General features: G+C 45.2%; 11 protein-coding genes and 1 pseudogene. 8 read left to right on the top strand and 4 right to left on the bottom strand.

Annotation, left to right across the window (positions count from 1 at the left end; translation table 11 throughout):
* Positions 1-447 precede the first annotated feature (447 nt).
* Positions 448-1,800 (top strand): group II intron reverse transcriptase/maturase, encoded by a 1,353-nt coding sequence (gene ltrA, locus C1192_RS07750; protein ID WP_103194786.1) that lies wholly within the window; start codon positions 448-450, stop codon positions 1,798-1,800.
* 95 nt (positions 1,801-1,895) lie between these two features.
* Here the strand turns inward: ltrA and ycaC are convergent, their stop codons facing one another.
* On the bottom strand, positions 1,896-2,522 hold the full coding sequence (ycaC, locus tag C1192_RS07745) for an isochorismate family cysteine hydrolase YcaC (RefSeq protein ID WP_038354795.1): 627 nt from the start codon (positions 2,520-2,522) through the stop codon (positions 1,896-1,898).
* Between the two features lie 314 nt (positions 2,523-2,836).
* Here ycaC and C1192_RS07740 point away from each other — a divergent pair, with 314 nt between their 5' ends.
* From C1192_RS07740 to bcsC, 7 genes and pseudogenes are all read left to right on the top strand, one after another.
* Positions 2,837-3,985: an MFS transporter gene (locus C1192_RS07740; RefSeq protein ID WP_000109280.1), complete on the top strand. Its 1,149-nt coding sequence runs from the start codon at positions 2,837-2,839 to the stop codon at positions 3,983-3,985.
* Between the two features lie 181 nt (positions 3,986-4,166).
* Positions 4,167-4,265, top strand: a pseudogene (locus tag C1192_RS25655) (hypothetical protein); the annotation flags it as partial.
* A gap of 1,240 nt (positions 4,266-5,505) precedes the next feature.
* Positions 5,506-7,674, top strand: a complete 2,169-nt coding sequence (locus tag C1192_RS07735; RefSeq protein WP_306173864.1) for an EAL domain-containing protein — start codon at positions 5,506-5,508, stop codon at positions 7,672-7,674.
* Positions 7,675-7,678: 4 nt separating this feature from the next.
* On the top strand, positions 7,679-9,019 hold the full coding sequence (locus C1192_RS07730) for a GGDEF domain-containing protein (RefSeq protein WP_038354797.1): 1,341 nt from the start codon (positions 7,679-7,681) through the stop codon (positions 9,017-9,019).
* 84 nt (positions 9,020-9,103) lie between these two features.
* Positions 9,104-11,218 (top strand): UDP-forming cellulose synthase catalytic subunit, encoded by a 2,115-nt coding sequence (bcsA, locus tag C1192_RS07725; RefSeq protein WP_052463008.1) that lies wholly within the window; start codon positions 9,104-9,106, stop codon positions 11,216-11,218.
* A 66-nt stretch (positions 11,219-11,284) separates the two neighbouring features.
* On the top strand, positions 11,285-13,585 hold the full coding sequence (bcsB, locus tag C1192_RS07720; protein WP_072041578.1) for a cellulose biosynthesis cyclic di-GMP-binding regulatory protein BcsB: 2,301 nt from the start codon (positions 11,285-11,287) through the stop codon (positions 13,583-13,585).
* A 118-nt stretch (positions 13,586-13,703) separates the two neighbouring features.
* Positions 13,704-16,811 carry a cellulose synthase complex outer membrane protein BcsC gene (gene bcsC, locus C1192_RS07715; RefSeq protein ID WP_103194785.1) on the top strand — a complete coding sequence of 1,036 codons (3,108 nt, stop codon included), beginning with the start codon at positions 13,704-13,706 and terminating at the stop codon, positions 16,809-16,811.
* Between the two features lie 142 nt (positions 16,812-16,953).
* Here bcsC and pflA read toward each other — a convergent pair whose 3' ends face one another.
* From pflA to focA, 3 genes are all read right to left on the bottom strand, one after another.
* Positions 16,954-17,694 carry a pyruvate formate lyase 1-activating protein gene (pflA, locus tag C1192_RS07710; RefSeq protein WP_038354660.1) on the bottom strand — a complete coding sequence of 247 codons (741 nt, stop codon included), beginning with the start codon at positions 17,692-17,694 and terminating at the stop codon, positions 16,954-16,956.
* Between the two features lie 191 nt (positions 17,695-17,885).
* Entirely contained in the window at positions 17,886-20,168 is a 2,283-nt protein-coding gene (gene pflB, locus C1192_RS07705) for a formate C-acetyltransferase (RefSeq protein WP_038354661.1), read from the bottom strand.
* 54 nt (positions 20,169-20,222) lie between these two features.
* On the bottom strand, positions 20,223-21,080 hold the full coding sequence (gene focA, locus C1192_RS07700; RefSeq protein WP_000642551.1) for a formate transporter FocA: 858 nt from the start codon (positions 21,078-21,080) through the stop codon (positions 20,223-20,225).
* Between the last annotated feature and the right edge of the window lie 280 nt (positions 21,081-21,360).

Below are 21,360 nucleotides of genomic sequence, written 5' to 3'. Positions count from 1 at the left end.
TTATAACCGGGGTTTCGGCCCCGGTTCTCTTTGTGTGCCGGGCATGTTCAGCAGCTCGGGGGTGAAAGTCCCCTGTCCAGCCTGATGGTGGCGAAGGACTAGCGAAGCGCAAGGGCGTCGTCGTGAGGCGGGGTCTGAAGGAAGCGTGAAGCAAATCCATGACCTGACGAACAGAAATCCGATACGAGGCCTACCCGGTTGGCGGAGCAAGCAAAGAATTGCGAAGGCCATAACCATCAAGAACCGGGGTGGTAAATCGGACAGGTGTGTGGTGAAGGCGGCTGAACTTACCCCGGGAGGCCTGTCCGTCGTTCTGTATCCAGAACTGAGCGTACCGTAAGGGGCGCTGACCGGCGGACAGGAGTCAGCAGAGGGCATAGTAGGGCATGACACCCGAAGGCCCGAACGGTAATGAGTGACGAGTATCAACGGAGGTTCTGAACGGTCATGCAGCAGAAAACGCATCGCGACCCTGAGGCCGGGGAACGGGGTGAAGCCCCGAACGCCGCCCTTCCGGGGGCTGAAACCGTGCAGGCACCGACGAACAGAGAAAGTCCGTCGTCAACAGTGTGGCTGATGGAAGCCATTTGTGAACCAGTCAATCTCAGGCAAGCCCTGAAAAGAGTTAAAGCCAACAAAGGTGCAGCGGGAGTCGATGGTATGCGCGTAAGCGAACTGCCGGACTACCTGAGGCACCACTGGCCAGAGCTGAAAGCGCAACTGCTGTCCGGCAGATACCGCCCATCTCCTGTGAGAAGAGTGTCCATACCGAAGCCCGGCGGCGGCGAACGTCTGCTGGGCATCCCGACGGTGGTGGATCGCTTCATCCAGCAGGCGATGATGCAGGTATTGCAGGCACAGTGGGATAGCTCGTTCAGCGACAACAGCTACGGGTTCCGTCCCGGTCGTTCGGCCCACCAGGCAGTGATACAAGCCCGGGAACATATCGGGGCCGGGTATCACTGGGTGGTCGACCTCGATCTGGAGAAGTTCTTCGACCGGGTAAATCACGATGTGCTGATGAGCCGGATAGAGAAACGAGTATCGGATAAACGGGTGTTGTCACTTATCCGCAGGTTCCTGAATGCAGGGGTGATGGACGCAGGTCTGGTAAGGCCGGTGACAGAAGGAACGCCGCAGGGCGGCCCACTGTCGCCGCTGCTATCGAACCTGCTGCTTGACGACCTCGACAAGGAACTGGAGAAACGTGGTCTGAAGTTCGTGCGGTACGCAGACGACTGTAATGTCTACGTGAAAAGCGAACGGGCAGGCAACCGGATCATGGCGGGGTTGACGCACTGGCTGAGCCATAAACTGAAGCTGAAGGTCAACGCGAAGAAGAGTGCTGTAGCACGCCCTGAAACGCGCAAGTTCCTTGGATACAGCTTCATAAGGGGGCGGAAGGTATGGTGCGTGGTATCGCCGGAGTCGATAAAACGGTTCAAAATGCGGATAAGAGCACTGACCGGACGCAACACAGGGAGAAGCCTTGAACAGCTAACTCAGCCGCTAAGACGATATCTGACGGGCTGGAAAAGTTACTACGGGCTGAACCAGAGGCCATCGCTGATGCGAGAGCTGAACGGATGGATAAGGCGCAGGCTGCGAAGCATACTCTGGAAACAGTGGAAAACGGGCCGCAACCGCTTCAGGGAGTTGCGCAGTCGAGGCGTAAGCAAGGACCTTGCGGCGCAAACAGCAGGAAGCTGCCATAAAGAGTGGCGGATAAGCTGTAGTCCGGCACTGAATACAGCACTCCCCAATAAGCTGTTCTCCAGACTGGGCCTGCCAGAAGTATAGGCAGGCGACGATCAACATAACCGAACCGCCGTATACGGCCCCGTACATACGGTGGTGTGGGAGGAAGCTGATCGTGAGATCAGCTCCTATCCCGATTATTTCTGTTTCGTTAAGGTGTCGTAACTGGTCATCAAATTACGATAATCAGGAATGTGGTTAGAGAACAGCGTCGCCAGGCCTTCGATATCGTTACGCCAGTCACGGTGCAGTTCGCAGGCGACACCAAACCACGTCATCAATTGCGCCCCCGCTTGTGACATGCGATCCCATGCCGAATGCCGGGTAATTTCGTTAAAGGTTCCTGACGCGTCAGTCACCACAAAGACATCAAACCCTTCTTCAATTGCGGAAAGTGCCGGAAATGCTACGCAAACCTCGGTTACCACCCCTGCAATAATCAGTTGTTTTTTACCTGTCGCTTTAACTGCTTTGACAAAATCTTCGTTATCCCAGGCGTTAATATTTCCAGGACGCGCAATATAAGGTGCATCCGGAAACTGTGCTTTCAGTTCAGGGACCAGTGGGCCGTTAGGAACAGTTTCAAAGCTGGTGGTAAGAATGGTAGGCAAATTGAAATATTTAGCTAAGTCACCCAGCGCCAGCACGTTATTTTTAAATTTGTCAGGTTCAATATCCCGCACAAGGGAAAGTAAACCAGCCTGGTGATCAACTAACAAAACAGCAGCATCATTTTTATCGAGACGAACATACGGTTTGGTCATTCTCTTCTCCTTTCGAGAGTCAGTGGTACGCCTGAAATCGTTCAGACGCGATGCGTTGCCCTGAAAGCATAGACGGGAAATCCAGGTTTGCTGTGACCATGAAATTTTTCGACTGAACGAAATGCATGAACTTTATGTTAGTTCAATAAAAACAAGTAGATGAGACTGATTATCTTTTCGTCATTAGTGTTATGAATGAGTAATATAAATCGATAATACAGCCGCTACGTTATGTACGTATTTTCACCCATTGACAATGTTTTTGGTGGTGGCATGATGCGCATGAAATTTGAGCTTCCTCACGGTTTTAATTCATGTCCACGTATACCCGGCCTGTCATGCTTTTGCTGTCTGGCTTACTTTTGTTGACTCTGGCGATCGCGGTGTTAAATACACTGGTGCCGCTATGGCTCGCCCAGGCGCATTTGCCCACATGGCAGGTCGGTGTCGTCAGTTCATCTTATTTTACCGGCAACCTGGTCGGTACTTTACTGACAGGGTATGTCATTAAACGCTTTGGGTTTAATCGCAGTTATTACCTTGCTTCCTTCATTTTTGCGGCAGGCTGTGTCGGGCTTGGTTTGATGATTGGATTCTGGAGCTGGTTAGCCTGGCGTTTCGTCGCAGGCGTCGGTTGCGCCATGATTTGGGTTGTGGTGGAAAGCGCGCTGATGTGCAGCGGAACGTCACGTAACCGTGGGCGGTTACTTGCTGCCTATATGATGGTTTATTATGTGGGGACGTTTTTAGGCCAGTTACTGCTCAGTAAAGTTTCAACCGAATTGATGAGCGTATTGCCGTGGGCTACGGGGTTGACCCTGGCGGGGATCTTGCCGCTGCTGTTTACTCGTATCCTGAATCAACAGGCTGAAAATCATGCTTCGACGCCCATGACGTCAATGCTAAAACTTCGCCAGGCACGACTTGGCGTGAATGGCTGCATTATCTCGGGAATCGTTCTGGGTTCTTTGTATGGTCTGATGCCTCTGTACCTCAATCATAAAGGGATTAGCAATGCCAGCATCGGATTCTGGATGGCGGTACTGGTTAGTGCCGGTATCCTCGGGCAATGGCCAATTGGCCGTCTGGCGGATAAATTTGGTCGTCTGCTGGTACTGCGTGTTCAGGTATTTGTCGTCATTCTCGGTAGTATCGCGATGTTAAGTCAGGCGGCAATGGCTCCAGCATTGTTCATCCTCGGTGCAGCCGGTTTTACGCTCTATCCGGTGGCGATGGCCTGGGCTTGTGAGAAAGTTGAACATCATCAACTGGTCGCAATGAATCAAGCATTGTTGTTGAGTTATACCGTGGGTAGTTTGTTTGGGCCGTCTTTTACTGCCATGCTAATGCAGAATTTTTCTGATAATCTGCTGTTTATCATGATCGCCAGTGTGTCGTTTATCTACTTACTGATGCTGCTACGCAATGCCGGACACACGCCAAAACCCGTTGCTCACGTCTAAATGAATTAGTGCAGAGTGTGAACTTGTTGTCCGCACTCTGTTTTCTTATTCCCTCTTTACACGAGCTTTCAGCAAAATTTATTTGTAAAAATAAAATGTACAGCAGATTGTAATTTTTATTCCACCATTTTCGCATTTCTTATTTTCCACACATCCCCCTGTTTAGAGATATCTATTAAATATTAGCGAAAGATCGGTCTATGCTGAGAGCGTTCAGGAAAAACAGTTGCGCTGGTACAACATTGTGCTGATGTCATTTATCACCGATTGGGGTTTGGGCAGGAAATAGATTAAAAGAACGAGTCGATCTGATAACGCTAAAGTTAAGTTTTTCTTAAGAGATGAATGGTGATAAATGTTGTCGTGATAATACGAATTTAAGTTATCGGAAAGCTTTATTTTTAGATATGGTGATAATTTAAATTGTTGGCTATTTTGCGCGTTATTATTCTGAGTTCCGCAGTGAACTATTTCTTATGGTAACAGTTTGATTTTTGAGGACAAAGTTTAAACAACGCCCAGCACTATAAAATCGTTTTTTTTGATCTGTATCAACAATGTTGCATGTTATTACTTTTGGTTAAATTTGCTGAAAATAGTTGCAACTATTGTTTCGTTATGTAGAAAATACATTTCTAATCTGGTTTAAAATTCTTCTAAGTTGATATTTTATAGGATTTTAAACTTACAAAAACCTTCTCTCACTAGAATCTACTCATACCAGGCATGGTTCACAGACTATTGTTTTAAAAATAAAATAGTCGTCTGCCACTGCACCTTATTGTTTTATCGATCGTGTATTCCTCAACGTATTTATCTGTTCAGGTTGATGGGCGCTCTACAGCCTTAGCAATCAACTAATAATGACCACTTTCTCTAAGGTTATTGATTAATTTATTTGGGTTAAAAGAGTCACATTGCTCATATCTGAAGAACAGATAAATAAACGGAATAGATTGCTGAGATTACATATTAATGCCTCTTTTGGGTGGTAAAAGTGGCGATGGCGCAACTGTGCGGTATGTGACAGTTATGTCGACATTTATAAATATTTTCATATCTTAATTATTTCGTTGAAAATTAACGAAAGGCGGTAGCGTGGGAAAAAGAGACAAAAGCACGAATATTAAGTATAACAATGTTGGTTCAGTTAAAGTAAAAACTATGATAATCACTTTGGTAAATTAAGGAAAAATGAATCTTCTCATCATGGTATATTCGTTGGGAGGAAATGTTTCAAGTAATAAAATCATAATGAGGGATATTAACACCATCAATTATAAGTAATTTTATACGATGTAATATCGGAACTATTGATAACACTTTAGTCAGAACTCCAATATGTATAGCATTACTGAAAAATTAAATTCAAGATTTAACACTGCGCTTATATTAGCCGTTACAGTCTATATTATTTTGTCATTTATTACGGCGATTGATTTTCATAAAAAAATAGAAGAAAATTCTTCGCGTATTAATCTTATACTTATTAACAATAATTTAAATAATTTTTTTCTAAAATTGAAAAAGAAGCTGATGCGTTAAAAGATGCTATTTATCTGTTACATGATGAAAATGAAATCAAACAAGCGGTCATCCATCGGATGAAAAAAATAGATTCCGTTAATCTAGTTGGGATAATGTTGAATAACGGGAAGTATCTTAGCTTTATTCGAACTGATGGTGGTGTGATTAAGTTTTTTGGCCAATCAGAACCCGGTAAACCTTTTACTGGGGTTGATGGTGAAATTAGCGATAAATACTTTGATCCTGAATCTCGCCCCTGGAATAAATTGCCGAAAGGGACTTATTCAAAATGGTCACCGTGGTATAACTGCTATGGCATTGCAGGGAAAAAATGTTTCTCGTTTTCATTACGTCCATCCGAAGAAGAAAAAAATTCGTTTGCTCTGAAGTTAATGCATTTAGATCTTGATGAAAGATATTTTAGTAATTATCTTAATAAATTGGCTGGTGAAGCTGATATTTTATTCATGGAGCAGAATAAAAAAATTATGGTAGGTAATGAAAAATCAATGCTGCATCTTATTGTTCGTAACTCATCAGGTAGTTATAACATAAGTAATGACAGTGGCAACTATACTGATAATGTCATATCACTCCCCAGACTTCCTGATGTCAGATTCCATTATTTTCACTATCAGAAATCAGAGGATGCAAACATCAATAAATATTTTACATTGATGTTTTTATGTGGTTTGGTTTGCTTCTGTTTATTATGGTATGTTGTTGAAAAGATAACAAAGAAAATTAAAAAAGAGTCCAATAAACTGATAGAGCATTTGAAAAAATTAGCGAATTCAGTATACCGCAACGACAAAATTGAAATTGTGCAAAATGACAGCAGTGAGATTATTGAGCTGAAAAAAATCATTAATAACATAAGTGATAAATACAAAGAACGAATGGAGCGGTTACTTAATCTTGTTTCTTGTGAGCAAGGAAGTTGCTTCTATATCAATAAATCTGTTATTGAAACCAACAATAAAACCTACTTAGCAGTTGGAATGCTTTGTATCTATGGATTAGAGTTTGTTGAGGCGATACATGGAAGTAAAAAATATGACGAGATTATAAATGATATAAAATCAAAAATATCAGAAAAATATTCTCGATACTGTGACATACTGAAAGTCTCAACTGAAACATATTTGTTGCTATGTCATACTCATTGTGAAGAGTTCATCGAGCAATTATCAATTTTAAATCTCCCTGATCATATTATTTGTCTAAGAAATATTTATGTTCATAAAATTGCTATTTGCGAAACTTTTGTAGGGGAAAATGTATCAAATTATGAAGGCAAGCTGAAACTGGCATTAACGGCTATGCGAGAAAATAAAGAATCTGAATTTATGTTTTATGATGACATCAAGGCTCATGAACTTGATCAAAAGGTCTGGGTCGCTGGAAATATAAAAAAGGGGATTGCGAGTAGTGAGTTTTATTTAGTCTATCAACCTATTATTGATATGGCGAATAATAAGGTTGTAGGTGCGGAGGCGTTATGCCGTTGGTTGTCAGTTGAAAATGGCATAATACCACCATCAATTTTCGTACCTGTTGCTGAAGAAATTGGCTTAATTAAAGAATTGGGTGATTTTGTACTGGTAACGGCTATTGGAGAATTTGGGGCATTTAGCCGTGAATATGAAATTACGAATGATTTTCTCCTGCATATTAATGTATCTCCGTGGCAATTAAATGAATTTGATTTCCACTTCCGGGTTTTGTCATTAATTAATACGTTTAGTATAAATGCTGATCAAATCTGCCTGGAGATCACCGAATCGGCAGTAAAAGACATAAATGATAGCTTTTACAATAATATAAATATTTTAAAAGAAAACGGTATTAAGATTTCACTTGATGATTTCGGCAGCGGTTTAGCTGATTTGAAAAAACTTTATAAAGTAAGGCCTGATAGCATTAAAATTGATTCGGAGTTTACCTCAGGAATTTTCGATGAAACAAACAGAATTGTCTATTTCATATCCAGCCTTGCCCGTGAAGAAAATATGCCGGTTATAGCTGAAGGTGTTGAAACCGAAAGCCAGGCCAGAGAATTACAAAAGTTAGGATTCTCTCATGTCCAGGGATACTTATACCAGAAACCGTTACCATTTTCAGAGTGGCATATAGACAATAAACCGAAAAAAAGAAAATAACGCAATGTTCAAATATAAAAAAAAGGTCGCAGGAATCTGTTTTTTGTATTTTTTGTGCGTCTCTGTAGTTACTTGTTATTTATACACTATGTATGTTAAAGACCGAGTTAATTCGGTAAAGGTATCTATTATTGATAGTGGGCTTGCTATTGCTAATGTGTCTGAGTATCGTCGTTCAGTATCTAATAATGTATTTTATGAACTAGAGATATCACCAGATGAACTGTTAAATAAAATACGCGATAGCTTTTCAAATTTCCAACATCCTGGATATTTATATGATCTGGGTCCTTATATGATTAGTGATGATAAATGTATCAAAATTACGTCAAAAGGAGATGATTTTTGTGACGACATAGTTTCCTCTGTTCGGGTAATTAACGAATTTGAAAGAGGTGTTATTAGTTTAAAAGATAAATACTATGTTTATTATGCACATCCCATAGCAAAAAGAACTAGTTTGATATCAGTAGTGGAGCCAGAACGTTATTTATCTCTGATAAGAAATCAGTCAGGGGAACGAGAAGATATCTATGTCTCATTTTATGATATTAATGATAATGAAAAGAAAATTGCTGGTGATGATTTTTTGATAAATGATGCTGTATTTGAGATCTCGGCTATCACCCTGACATATTCTTACATCCCTGAAATGATATTTATCGTGGCTTACAAAAAAAGCAAGTATATTTATATGTGTTTGCTATTTGTTTTTGCTTCGGCGGTATCTGCAGTCATAATATATTACTATTATATTAATTTGCTGCAAAACATTATATATAAGGGTAGGTTGGAAAAAGAATCTATATTGTCGGATCATCATTATGGTTTACGTGGAGAAAATCTATTCTTTAATGCTGAAGAGGTCAATGCAATTAGAGAAATATATGATTTTGGCACTTATGATGCGCTTACACGGGCTTCTGGTCGCCGGAGTTTTGATAAAGATATCAAAATATTGAGCGAAAAATTTGGATACTTATGTCTGTTTGACATAGATAAATTTAAAACCATTAATGATAAGTTTGGCCATTTGTTTGGTGATGAGGTACTCATAAAAATAGTTAATCTTATTAAAGATGAATTGCCTCGCAGTAAAGGTGAAATTTATCGGTTTGGTGGCGATGAGTTCGCTATCATTTATCATGATAAAGATGTAAGTCAACTAACAAGAATTTTGCACCGAATTGTTCATTTCTCGATGGGTGGGTTGAATTGTAGTTGCAGCATTGGCGTAGCTAATACTGACGAGTGCATGAATAATATTGAACGGTTGAAATTGTTGGCAGATGAACGATTATACAAAAGTAAGCAAAATGGTAGAGCTCAGATAACATGGTGTTAATGTGTTAAATTTCATTGAATTGGTTCCTTATGTTTCAAAAAAACACACAGTTTGAATAATAGTATTAATGAATGACTAGATGCCATGATCTTTAAAAATAAAGAAGCATACAACAAAATCCTTCTGGTTGTTGCTATATTGCTATGTTTTGTTTTTATATCGATTGTCGAACAGCCTCTTGGACGTTATCAACAAATATTATTCTCTATTATCATTTGCATCTCTGTTTTTCTCATCAATTTTGTTAAGGGAAGGATAATTACCCTTATTTTGATGGGGATTGGCGTACTCATATCTTCCAGATATCTATGGTGGCGTTACTCTTCTTCAGTTATCCTGGATGAGGTTCCAGACAGCTTCTTTTCAGTAACGCTATTAGTTGCTGAGACGTATGCCTGGCTTGTCTTATTACTGGGTTACTTTCAGGTTTGCTTTCCATTGAACAGAGAGTGTATACCCTTACCAGACAATAAAGAAGAATGGCCTAATGTTGATATATTAATACCCACTTATAATGAACCTCTGACGGTTGTGAAGAATACAGTTTATGGTGCACTGGCATTAGACTGGCCAAAAGATAAATTACACGTCTGGATCCTTGATGATGGCGCCAGGCAAGAGTTTAGAAGATTCGCAGATGAATCAGGCATTCATTATGTCGCAAGAGAAACACATGAACATGCTAAGGCCGGAAACATAAATAATGCGCTTAAAATAGCTAACGGAGAATTTGTTGCTATTTTTGATTGCGATCATATACCTTCTGTTTCTTTTTTAACGAAAACAATGGGTTGGTTTATTGCTGATGAAAAATTGTCGATGTTGCAAACACCACATCATTTTTTCTCCCCTGATCCTTTTGAGCGAAATCTGGGACAGTTTCGGCAAAAGCCAAATGAAGGGCATCTCTTTTATGGATTAATCCAGAATGGAACGGATACCTGGAATGCTTCATTTTTTTGTGGTTCGTGCGCAATTATCCGTAGATCTGCTTTGGATGAGGTGGGTGGCATTGCAGTCGAAACAGTAACGGAAGATGCGCATACGTCGTTACGTTTGCATCGTGCAGGTTACAGCTCTGCGTACCTTCGCTATCCTCTGGCTGCCGGACTTGCCACCGAAACATTATCAGCCCATATTGGGCAACGGATTCGGTGGGCCAGGGGAATGATCCAAATCTTGCGTATTGACAATCCATTATTAGGCAAAGGCCTGACATTATCACAGCGCCTTTGCTATCTCAGCAGCATGATGCACTTTTTATCAGGTGTGCCACGACTGATTTTCTTGTGTGCACCATTATGCCCCATTTTCTTTTCAGTTAATCTGATAGATGCATCGATAGCGGATATTATGTCTTATGTTTTGCCTTATCTATTTGTTATCGTTTTAACTAACTCAAGAATACAAGGAAAATACAGGCATTCTTTCTGGAATGAGATTTACGAAATGGTGCTGGCCTGGTACATTACGCTACCGACGCTTGTTGCATTACTTGCTCCGGCAAAAGGGCGCTTTAATGTTACGGCTAAAGGGGGATTAATAAAAAATAAGTTTGTTGACTGGCGAATATCATATCCCTACCTCATTTTTGCTATTTTAAACTTACTTGGATTGATAATGGGTATTGTTAATTTTTATAATTTGCAAGGGCATATTGCGATCCTGAATCTCTTTTGTTTAGTTTGGTTGCTTTATAATACAATTATTATTGGCGCAACTTTGGCTGTCTCTATTGAACAAAAACAGGTGCGTTTTTCTCCGCGTATCGACGTGTCTTTCAAAGGTGTGATCCAACTGACTGATGGGCGAAACTACCCTTGTTCTGTTCTTGATTTCTCCGAAGGAGGACTAGGGGTTATCATTGATAATATTTCCGACCTAAAAGATTTTGATAAAACACAGCGGTTGTCTCTTCATCTGGATGATGGTTACGGAAAATGCGATATTCCAGTACAAATAGTTCATGCTTACAATAATAAAATTGGCCTGAAGATTATGCCAATGAGCCATGAACAAAGTATTAATTATGTTAGAGCGACATTTTCTCGTGATTCAATATGGCAAGAATGGAATGATAAAATATCCCGGGATAATATTCTAAAGAGCTTTTTTGAAATATCTTTCATCTCTCTGAAAGGTTACTGTAATATGATTTTTTATATTCTCCAGAATATTAATGGACGTTCTAAGGGTTAGTTTTGTTTCTGGTTGCTAACTAAATATTTATTGTGTGTATTTGTTTTTTGTTCTTGAGTTTTTAAAATGGGAAGAAAGTTTTTTAAGGCTGGTTTTGCAATAATTTTCTTGGGGTTGTTATGCATTTATCAGGCAAATGCAGCATCGACTACACATACAACGATTAATAAACCTACCACCGGGATAATATTACCTTCTGTGCAGAAGGAGAACATTTCTATTTATGAAAAAGTGCCATCCCGCCAGTTAAAGCTCCCATTTACGCAAATAGCAGCAGTGCCAGGTAATATTGTTCTGAGTGGAGTAAACCCTCAGGGTCATATTGAGTTTGGTATGCGCAGTGATGAAATGGTTTCAGAAGCGAAACTAAAACTTGAGTATACCCCATCGCCGTCGTTACTCCCTGTCCAGTCACAACTTAAGGTTTATCTTAATGATGAGTTGATGGAGGTATTACCGATTTTCAAAGAACAACTGGGGAAAAAAATGTTGACGGAAATATCTCTCAATCCATTGTATTTCTCCGATTTTAACCGCTTGCGTTTCGAATTAATTAGTCACTACCAGAGTGCATGTGAAAATTTGACCAGCAGCAGCCTGTGGCTTGATATTGGGCGCAACAGCGAACTGGAACTGACGTTTCAGAGACTCAATCTGAAAAATGATCTTTCATATTTTCCGGTGCCATTCTTTGATCCACGAGATAACCGTACCAATACATTGCCGATGGTATTTGCCGGTACTCCTGACAAAGGGTTGCAGCAGGCATCAGCAATTGTCGCTTCGTGGTTTGGTGCACAATCGGGATGGCGTGGTCATCGATTCCCTGTTTTCTATGACCAGTTACCAGAAAGTAATGCAGTGGTATTTGCCACTAATAATAGACGACCAGACTTTCTACGTGATCATCCGTTGGTGAATGCACCTGTTATTGAAATGATCAACCATCCGCAAAATCCTTTCGTCAAATTGTTGGTACTTTTTGGTCGCGATGACAACGATTTATTACAGGCGGCAAAAGGCCTTGCGCAGGGAAATATACTGTTTCGCGGCGATAGTGTGGTCGTCAATGATGTGGAGCCGCTTTTGCCGCGCAAACCTTATGATGCGCCAAATTGGGTACGCACTGACCGTCCTGTAACTTTCGCAGAGCTTAAGACATATGAAGGGCAATTACAGGCAAGCGCCCTGGAGTCTGCGGCAATTAATATTTCATTTAATTTGCCACCAGATCTCTTTCTGCTACGTAACCGCGGTGTTGATATGAAGATTAACTATCGCTATACCACACCAATGGTGAGTGGTTCGCGCGTGGATGTCAGCCTTAATAATCAGTACCTGGAATCTTTTCGTCTAAATACTCAATCTGCTACGGATCGACTGCTGTTACATTTACCGTTATTGCAAGAATTGTTGGATGACAATAATAAAATTACCGTTCCGGCGTTGACACTGGGGGCGCTCAATCAATTGCGATTTAATTTTGAATACGTTAATACGATACCGCGCGCTGATGCTGATAGCTGTATTATTTCCCGGCCTTTGAAAAATCATGCAGTCATTGCAGATGATTCCACTATCGATTTTTCAAAGTATCATCACTTTATCGCCATGCCTGATTTACGCGCCTTTGTCAGCGCAGGCTTTCCTTTTAGTCGAATGGCTGATTTATCAGAAACAGTTGTCGTTATGCCTGAAAAGCCTGGTGCAACGCAGGTTGAAATATTGCTAAATACCCTGGGATTGATTGGTGCTCAAACCGGGTTTCCAGCCATTAATCTGACAATTACTGATGATATAAGCTCCGTTCGGAGCAGGGATGCAGACATTCTGTTGATAGGGACACTTCCACAAGAATTAGAAGACAAACAGCAAATAAATCTGCTTATTGAGGCAACGACACGTTGGGTAAAAAGTCCAATGCGGCACGCTAAATATGTCCAAATTGAGGCAGATAAAAACGATCAAAATTCGGAAACACAATCAACCATAGTTTCCCCATCGCCAATGGCTGCGGTGGTTGGTTTTCAGTCCCCGTATCATACCCAACGTAGCGTAATTGCATTGATGACCGAAGGAGCACGCGGCGATGGGTTACTCAACAATGCGTTGGTTGATAGTGTAAAGCGCGGCAATATCTTTGGCTCAGTCGCGGTTATTCGTGAATCTGGTGTCGATAGTTTACGGGCTGGAGATACTTATTATGTGGGGGATCTTCCCTGGTTTGAGCGTATCCAATACGTGTTAGCGAGACATCCCGTTCTGTTGGCGGTGTTGGCAACACTCAGTGTGGTGCTATTGGCATGGGTGGCCTGGCGTCTGCTACGCATTATTAGCCGCCGTCGTCTGAATCCTCATCAACAGTAATTCATCGTCATTTTTATTTTGCAGCTCAATCCTGTCCTGGCCTTAAACAGGCAGGGCGGGGAGCTGCACTCATTCTGTTTCTAATAAAAAGTGAGTTAACACCTGATTGAGGCCAGGCATGTACAAATTCACCCTAAATTTGCTCACACTATCCCTTGGTTTGTCGATGCTGCCGATGACGGAAGCCGCGCCAACTGCTCATCAGTTGTTGATGGCGCAGGTTCGGTTAGGCGAAGACACTCACCGCGAAGATCTGGTCGAGCAATCGCTTTATCGTCTTGAATTGGTGGAACCCAATAATCCAGATGTCGTTGCGGCTCGTTTTCGCTATCTGCTGCGAAGGGGAAATATTGACGGTGCACAAAAACAACTTACCAGGCTTTTCCTGCTCGCACCGGATTCAAAAATATATCAAGCATCGCACACGGCTATGCGACTTTCCTCGCCTGATGGCCGTCAGGCACTGCAAATGGCACGTTTACAAGCTATCTCCGGGCGTCACAAAGAGGCTATTGCCAATTACGACAGGCTATTTAATGGGGCACCGCCAGATGTCGAAATGGCGATGGAGTACTGGAGTACAGTGGCGCAAATAGCATCCCGTCGCAACGAAGCGATTAGTCAGTTGAGAATACTTAATAATGATAACCCTGACACTGGTGCAATATTGGGGGCGCTGGGCCAGGCGTATTCCCAGAAAGGCGATCGCGCGAATGCGGTGGTGAATCTGGAAAAAGCCCTCGCGCTGGACCCGCACAGCAGCAACAATGACAAGTGGAACAGCCTGTTGAAAGTGAACCGCTACTGGCTGGCGATCCAGCAGGGTGATGCTGCGCTGAAAGCCAATAATCCAGAGCAGGCCGAACGGTTGTTCCGGCAGGCGCGCAGTGTTGATAACGCCGACAGCTATGCAGTGCTGGGACTGGGTGATGTGGCAATGGCGCGCAAAGATTACCCCGCCGCGGAACGTTATTATCAGCAGACGCTGCGCATGGACAGCAGCAACACCAACGCCGTGCGCGGACTGGCGAATATTTATCGCCAGCAGTCACCGGAAAAAGCCGAAGCGTTTATTGCCTCGCTCCCGGCCAGCCAGCGGCGCAGCGTTGATGACATCGAACGCAGCCTGCAAAACGATCGTCTGGCACAGCAGGCGGAGGCACTGGAAAATCAGGGCAAATGGGCGCAGGCGGCAGCGCTTCAGCGGCAACGGCTGGCGCTGGATCCCGGCAGTGTATGGATTACTTACCGGCTGTCGCAGGATCTCTGGCAGGCCGGGCAACGTAGCCAGGCCGATACCCTGATGCGCAATCTGGCACAGCAGAAACCAGACGATCCGGAGCAGGTTTACGCTTACGGGCTGTATCTCTCCGGTCACGATCAGGAGCGGGCGGCGCTGGCGCATATCAACAGCCTGCCGCGCGCGCAGTGGAACAGCAATATTCAGGAGCTGGTTAATCGGCTGCAAAGCGATCAGGTGCTGGAAACCGCTAACCGTCTGCGGGAAAGCGGCAAAGAGGCCGAAGCGGAAGCGATGCTGCGCCAGCAACCACCTTCCACGCGCATTGACCTCACGCTGGCCGACTGGGCGCAGCAACGGCGTGATTACACCGCCGCCCGCGCTGCGTATCAGAATGTCCTGACGCGCGAGCCGAATAACATCGATGCCATTCTTGGCCTGACGGAAGTGGATATTGCTGCAGGCGACAAAGCGGCAGCGCGCAGCCAACTGGCGAAACTGCCCGCCACCGATAACGCGTCGCTGAACACGCAACGGCGTGTGGCGCTGGTGCAGGCACAGCTTGGCGATACCGCGGCGGCGCAGCAGACGTTTAACAGGCTGATCCCACAGGCAAAATCTCAACCACCGTCGATGGAAAGCGCGATGGTTCTGCGCGATGGCGCGAGTTTTGAAGCGCAGGCAGGGGAACCGCAGCAGGCGCTGGAAACCTACAAAGACGCAATGGTCGCATCCGGTGTGGCGACAACGCGTCCGCAGGATAACGACACCTTTACCCGTCTGACCCGCAATGACGAGAAGGACGACTGGCTGAAACGCGGCGTGCGCAGCGATGCGGCGGACCTCTATCGTCAGCAGGATCTCAACGTCACCCTCGAACATGATTACTGGGGTTCGAGCGGTACTGGTGGCTATTCTGATCTGAAAGCGCACACCACCATGTTGCAGGTGGATGCGCCGTATTCCGACGGGCGAATGTTCTTCCGCAGTGATTTCGTCAATATGAACGTTGGCAGTTTCTCCGCCGACGCTGAGGGTAAATGGGATAACAACTGGGGCACCTGTACGTTACAGGATTGTAGCGGCAATCGCAGTCAGTCGGATTCCGGTGCCAGCGTTGCTGTCGGCTGGCGCAATGACGTCTGGAGCTGGGATATCGGCACCACGCCGATGGGCTTCAACGTGGTGGATGTCGTTGGTGGCATCAGTTACAGCGACGACGTGGGGCCGCTTGGTTACACCATTAACGCCCATCGTCGCCCCATCTCCAGTTCCTTGCTGGCCTTTGGCGGGCAAAAAGACTCCCCGGGCAACACCGGGAAAAAATGGGGCGGCGTGCGTGCTGATGGCGTGGGGCTAAGCCTGAGCTACGATAAAGGTGAAGCGAACGGCGTCTGGGCATCGCTTAGCGGCGACCAGTTAACCGGCAAAAATGTCGAAGATAACTGGCGCGTGCGCTGGATGACGGGCTATTACTATAAAGTCATCAACCAGAACAATCGCCGCGTCACCATTGGTCTGAACAATATGATCTGGCATTACGACAAAGACCTGAGTGGGTACTCACTCGGTCAGGGCGGTTACTACAGCCCGCAGGAATACCTGTCGTTTGCCGTACCGGTGATGTGGCGCGAGCGGACGGAAAACTGGTCGTGGGAGCTGGGTGCGTCTGGCTCGTGGTCGCATTCACGAACCAAAACCATGCCGCGTTATCCGCTGATGAACCTGATCCCGACTGACTGGAAAGACGATGCAGCCGGCCAGACCAACGACGGTGGCAGCAGTCAGGGCTTTGGCTACACGGCGCGGGCATTACTTGAACGCCGCGTCACATCCAACTGGTTTGTCGGTACGGCAATCGATATCCAGCAGGCGAAAGATTATGCGCCCAGCCATTTCCTGCTCTATGTACGGTATTCCGCCGCCGGATGGCAGGGCGACATGGATTTACCGCCGCAGCCGCTGATACCTTACGCCGACTGGTAACGAGCTAGAATCAGAAGATTACGACGCGGAAATTAAGTCGAGCAAGCCAGCGTTGAGAATGCTCCTAACGCTGGCTTACTGATTATCACTAACAGGAGGGGAGCCAAAATTGCAGGGCGAAATTCAACCTGCACGTGATGTTTTAGAACATCACTTTATGACCATACTGCTCAAGAATGCCTTTCACGCGCTCCATGGTCTCTTTCTTCGGTGGTTTCACGCCATCGAGTTTGTACTCTTCGCCCATCGCCACCCATTTGTGTTTGCCCAGCTCATGGTAGGGGAGGAGTTCGATTTTTTCGACGTTACCCATATCACGGGTAAATTCACCAAGACGGTGGGCGGAATCGTCGTCGTCAGACCAGCCAGGTACTACGACATAACGGATCCAGACTTTCACATTTTTGTTCGCCAGATATTGGGCAAACTCCAGCGTTCGGTGGTTGGAAACGCCTACCAGATTTTGGTGGATCTCGTCGTTCATTTGTTTGAGATCAAGCATTACCAGGTCGGTTACTTCCAGCAGTTCATCAATCACCGGATCGTAACGACGAACAAAACCGTTGGTGTCCAGACAGGTATGAATGCCTTCTTTTTTGCAGGCGCGGAACCAGTCACGAACAAACTCAGCTTGCAGAATTGCTTCGCCGCCAGATGCGGTAACGCCGCCACCTGAAGCGTTCATAAAGTGGCGATAGGTCACCACCTCTTTCATTAAATCTTCAACGGTAACTTCTTTACCGCCATGCGTGTCCCAGGTGTCGCGGTTATGACAATACAGGCAGCGCATCAGGCAGCCCTGGAAAAAGGTGATAAAGCGAATACCCGGGCCGTCTACGGTTCCACAGGATTCAAAGGAGTGAATGCGACCAATAACTGACATTGCGGTGTTTCTCCAGATGTGGCCCATCTGAGGCCGTGTTGGTGCGCAGCTCGAAGGCTACGTCGAGTCTGTTTTGGCAGTCACCTTAAAGTATAGATAGCTGACAAAAAAGGCTCTCTTGCTAAAAAAGGCCCCACTTTCGTGGAGCCTTTATTGTACGCTTTTTACAGTACGATTTCAGTCAAATCTAATTACATAGATTGAGTGAAGGTACGAGTAATAACGTCCTGCTGCTGTTCTTTAGTCAGCGAGTTGAAACGTACTGCGTAGCCAGATACACGGATGGTCAACTGCGGATATTTTTCCGGGTTTTCCATTGCGTCGAGCAGCATTTCACGGTTCATCACGTTTACGTTCAGGTGCTGACCACCTTCGATGGACGCTTCGTGGTGGAAGTAACCATCCATCAGACCAGCCAGGTTGGTCTTACGAACTTCGTCGTCTTTACCCAGTGCGTTCGGAACGATAGAGAAGGTGTAAGAGATACCATCTTTAGCGTAAGCGAACGGCAGTTTAGCAACGGAAGTCAGAGAAGCTACAGCACCTTTCTGGTCACGACCGTGCATCGGGTTAGCACCCGGTCCGAACGGTGCGCCAGCACGACGACCGTCTGGGGTGTTACCGGTTTTCTTACCATACACAACGTTAGAAGTGATGGTCAGAACAGACTGAGTCGGGATAGCGTCACGGTAGGTGTGCAGTTTCTGAATTTTCTTCATGAAACGTTCTACCAGATCAACAGCCAGGTCATCTACACGCGGATCGTTGTTACCAAACTGCGGGTATTCGCCTTCGATTTCGAAGTCGATAGCCAGACCGTCTTCGTCACGAATCGGTTTAACTTTCGCATATTTGATTGCAGACAGGGAGTCAGCAGCAACGGACAGACCAGCGATACCACACGCCATGGTGCGGATAACGTCACGGTCGTGCAGCGCCATCAGAGCGGCTTCGTAGCTGTACTTGTCGTGCATGTAGTGGATGATGTTCAGTGCAGTGATGTACTGTTTAGCCAGCCAGTCCATGAAGTGATCCATGCGCTCCATCACTTCATCGTAGTTCAGGACGTCGCCTTTGATCGGTTCAGATTTCGGACCAACCTGCATTTTCAGTTTTTCGTCAACGCCGCCGTTGATTGCGTACAGCATGGTTTTCGCCAGGTTTGCACGCGCACCGAAGAACTGCATTTGTTTACCAACGATCATCGGGCTTACGCAGCAAGCGATAGCATAGTCATCGTTGTTGAAGTCCGGACGCATCAGGTCATCGTTCTCATACTGCAGAGAAGAGGTGTCGATGGACACTTTAGCGGCGAATTTCTTGAAGTTCAGCGGCAGTTTTTCAGACCACAGAATGGTCATGTTCGGTTCCGGAGACGGACCCATGGTGTACAGGGTGTTCAGGAAACGGAAGCTGTTTTTGGTAACCAGCGTACGACCGTCGAGACCCATACCACCGATAGATTCGGTTGCCCAAATCGGGTCACCAGAGAACAGTTCATCGTACTCCGGAGTACGCAGGAAGCGAACCATACGCAGTTTCATGACCAGGTGGTCAACCATTTCCTGCGCTTCTTGTTCGGTGATTTTACCAGCTTTCAGGTCACGTTCGATGTACACGTCCAGGAAGGTGGAGGTACGACCGAAGGACATTGCAGCACCGTTCTGAGACTTAACAGCAGCCAGGTAGCCGAAGTAAGTCCACTGGATAGCTTCCTGAGCATTGGTAGCCGGACCAGAGATGTCGTAGCCGTATTTAGCAGCCATTTCTTTCATCTGACCCAGAGCGCGGTGCTGTTCAGCGATTTCTTCGCGCAGACGAATGGTCTGTTCCAGGTTTACGCCGTTTTCCAGATCAGCCTGCAGAGAGGTGAACTGTGCCAGTTTATCTTTCATCAGGTAGTCGATACCGTACAGCGCAACGCGACGGTAGTCACCGATGATACGACCACGGCCATAAGCATCTGGCAGACCGGTCAGAACACCGGATTTACGGCAACGCAGGATGTCCGGAGTGTAAACGTCGAACACGCCCTGGTTGTGAGTTTTACGGTATTCAGTGAAGATTTTTTTGATCATCGGATCCAGTTCGCGGTTGTACGCTTTGCAGGAACCTTCGATCATTTTGATACCACCGAACGGGATAAGAGCACGTTTCAGCGGAGCTTCAGTCTGCAGACCAACGATTTTCTCAAGCTGCTTGTTGATGTAGCCAGCGTCGTGAGAGGTGATGGTGGAAGCAACAGCGGTGTCAAAGTCAACTGGCGCGTGAGTGCGGTTTTCCAGTTTAACGCCTTCCATTACTTTGTCCCACAGGGTAGTGGTCGCTTCAGTAGCGCCAGCCAGGAAGGACTCGTCACCCTCGTACGGAGTGTAGTTTTTCTGAATGAAGTCACGGACGTTTACTTCATTCTGCCAGTCACCTTTGATAAAACCTTCCCAGGCTGTGGCTAACTTTTCATTAAGCTCGGACATGTAACACCTACCTTCTTAAGTGGATTTTTTATTTACTGCGTACTTCGACAACCATTAATGGTTGTCGTTTTCACGCAGGTAAATGACCCAGTATGTCAACCCAACCAACAAACCACCGCCGATAATATTGCCGATCGTAACCGGAATCAGGTTATCAGTGATGAAGTTCATCACGGTCAGGTGAGAAAAATTTTCCGGTGCTGAACCGACAGCGGTCCAGAATTCCGGTGTAGCGAAGTCGCGGATTACAATACCCATCGGGATCATAAACATGTTTGCGATACTGTGCTCAAAACCGCTGGCAACAAACATCGCGACCGGCAGCACCATGATAAACGCTTTGTCCATCAGGCTGCGGCCAGAATAGCTCATCCATACCGCCAGGCATACCATCAGGTTAGCCAGGATACCGAGGCAGACGGCCTCAATAAAAGTATGGTGCACTTTGTGGTCGGCGGTTTGTAGGACGTTCAGCCCCCATTGACCATTGGCGGTCATATACTCGCCGGAAAGCCACATTAAAAGTACAAATAACAACGCGCCGACCAGGTTGCCAAAATAGACATTCAGCCAGTTTTTCGCCAACTGGCCCCAGGTGATACGCCCACTCGCCTTGGCAACAACAATCAACACGGTAGAAGTAAAGAGATCGGCACCGCAGACAACACAAAGAATCAGCCCCAGAGAGAAGCAAATGCCGCCAACCAGTTTTGCCATGCCGAAGGGCATTGTGCCTGTGCCAGTGGTTGCTGTGATATAGAAGACGAATGCGATTGAGATGAAAACACCGGCGGTAATCGCCAGATAGAAAGTCTTAAGCGGATGTTTCGTTGCTTTATAGACACCTGCCTCTTCGGCCACTTTGGCCATTGCTGCAGGAAGTAAAAGATCAAAAGGGTTGTCAGCTTTCACACTAACTCTCTCTTTATTAAGTCGGCGACGAGATACTAACAAAGCATTATAGATGAGAAATTGATATAGATCATATCTCGCCTGGCTTATAGGCCCGTAAGTCGCATGGTTTTTATGCAAATGCGGAGTAATTATTTGATTATCCAAATAAAAATAAATTTTAAAAATTAACAAATGAGTTGAATTTTTTCCGCATCCTCCGCTAAAACAGTTAATTAAAAGGGGGGCATCAGGCAAATAAGTAACAATATCGATCGTATTTATTAAATATAAATTACCG

The sequence above is a fragment of the Escherichia marmotae genome (assembly GCF_002900365.1).
In the GTDB taxonomy this organism is placed as follows: Bacteria; Pseudomonadota; Gammaproteobacteria; order Enterobacterales; family Enterobacteriaceae; genus Escherichia; species Escherichia marmotae.
The sequence above is the reverse complement of the archived record's forward strand: the minus strand, read 5'-3'. Positions and strand labels throughout refer to the sequence as shown.

Excerpts from the sequence above, each read along its gene's own strand:
- ltrA (WP_103194786.1), top strand. The coding sequence starts at position 448 with ATGCAGCAGAAAACGCATCGCGACCCTGAGGCCGGGGAACGGGGTGAA.
- ycaC (WP_038354795.1), bottom strand. The coding sequence starts at position 2,522 with ATGACCAAACCGTATGTTCGTCTCGATAAAAATGATGCTGCTGTTTTG.
- C1192_RS07740 (WP_000109280.1), top strand. The coding sequence starts at position 2,837 with ATGTCCACGTATACCCGGCCTGTCATGCTTTTGCTGTCTGGCTTACTT.
- C1192_RS07730 (WP_038354797.1), top strand. The coding sequence starts at position 7,679 with ATGTTCAAATATAAAAAAAAGGTCGCAGGAATCTGTTTTTTGTATTTT.
- bcsA (WP_052463008.1), top strand. The coding sequence starts at position 9,104 with ATGATCTTTAAAAATAAAGAAGCATACAACAAAATCCTTCTGGTTGTT.
- bcsB (WP_072041578.1), top strand. The coding sequence starts at position 11,285 with ATGGGAAGAAAGTTTTTTAAGGCTGGTTTTGCAATAATTTTCTTGGGG.
- bcsC (WP_103194785.1), top strand. The coding sequence starts at position 13,704 with ATGTACAAATTCACCCTAAATTTGCTCACACTATCCCTTGGTTTGTCG.
- pflA (WP_038354660.1), bottom strand. The coding sequence starts at position 17,694 with ATGTCAGTTATTGGTCGCATTCACTCCTTTGAATCCTGTGGAACCGTA.
- pflB (WP_038354661.1), bottom strand. The coding sequence starts at position 20,168 with ATGTCCGAGCTTAATGAAAAGTTAGCCACAGCCTGGGAAGGTTTTATC.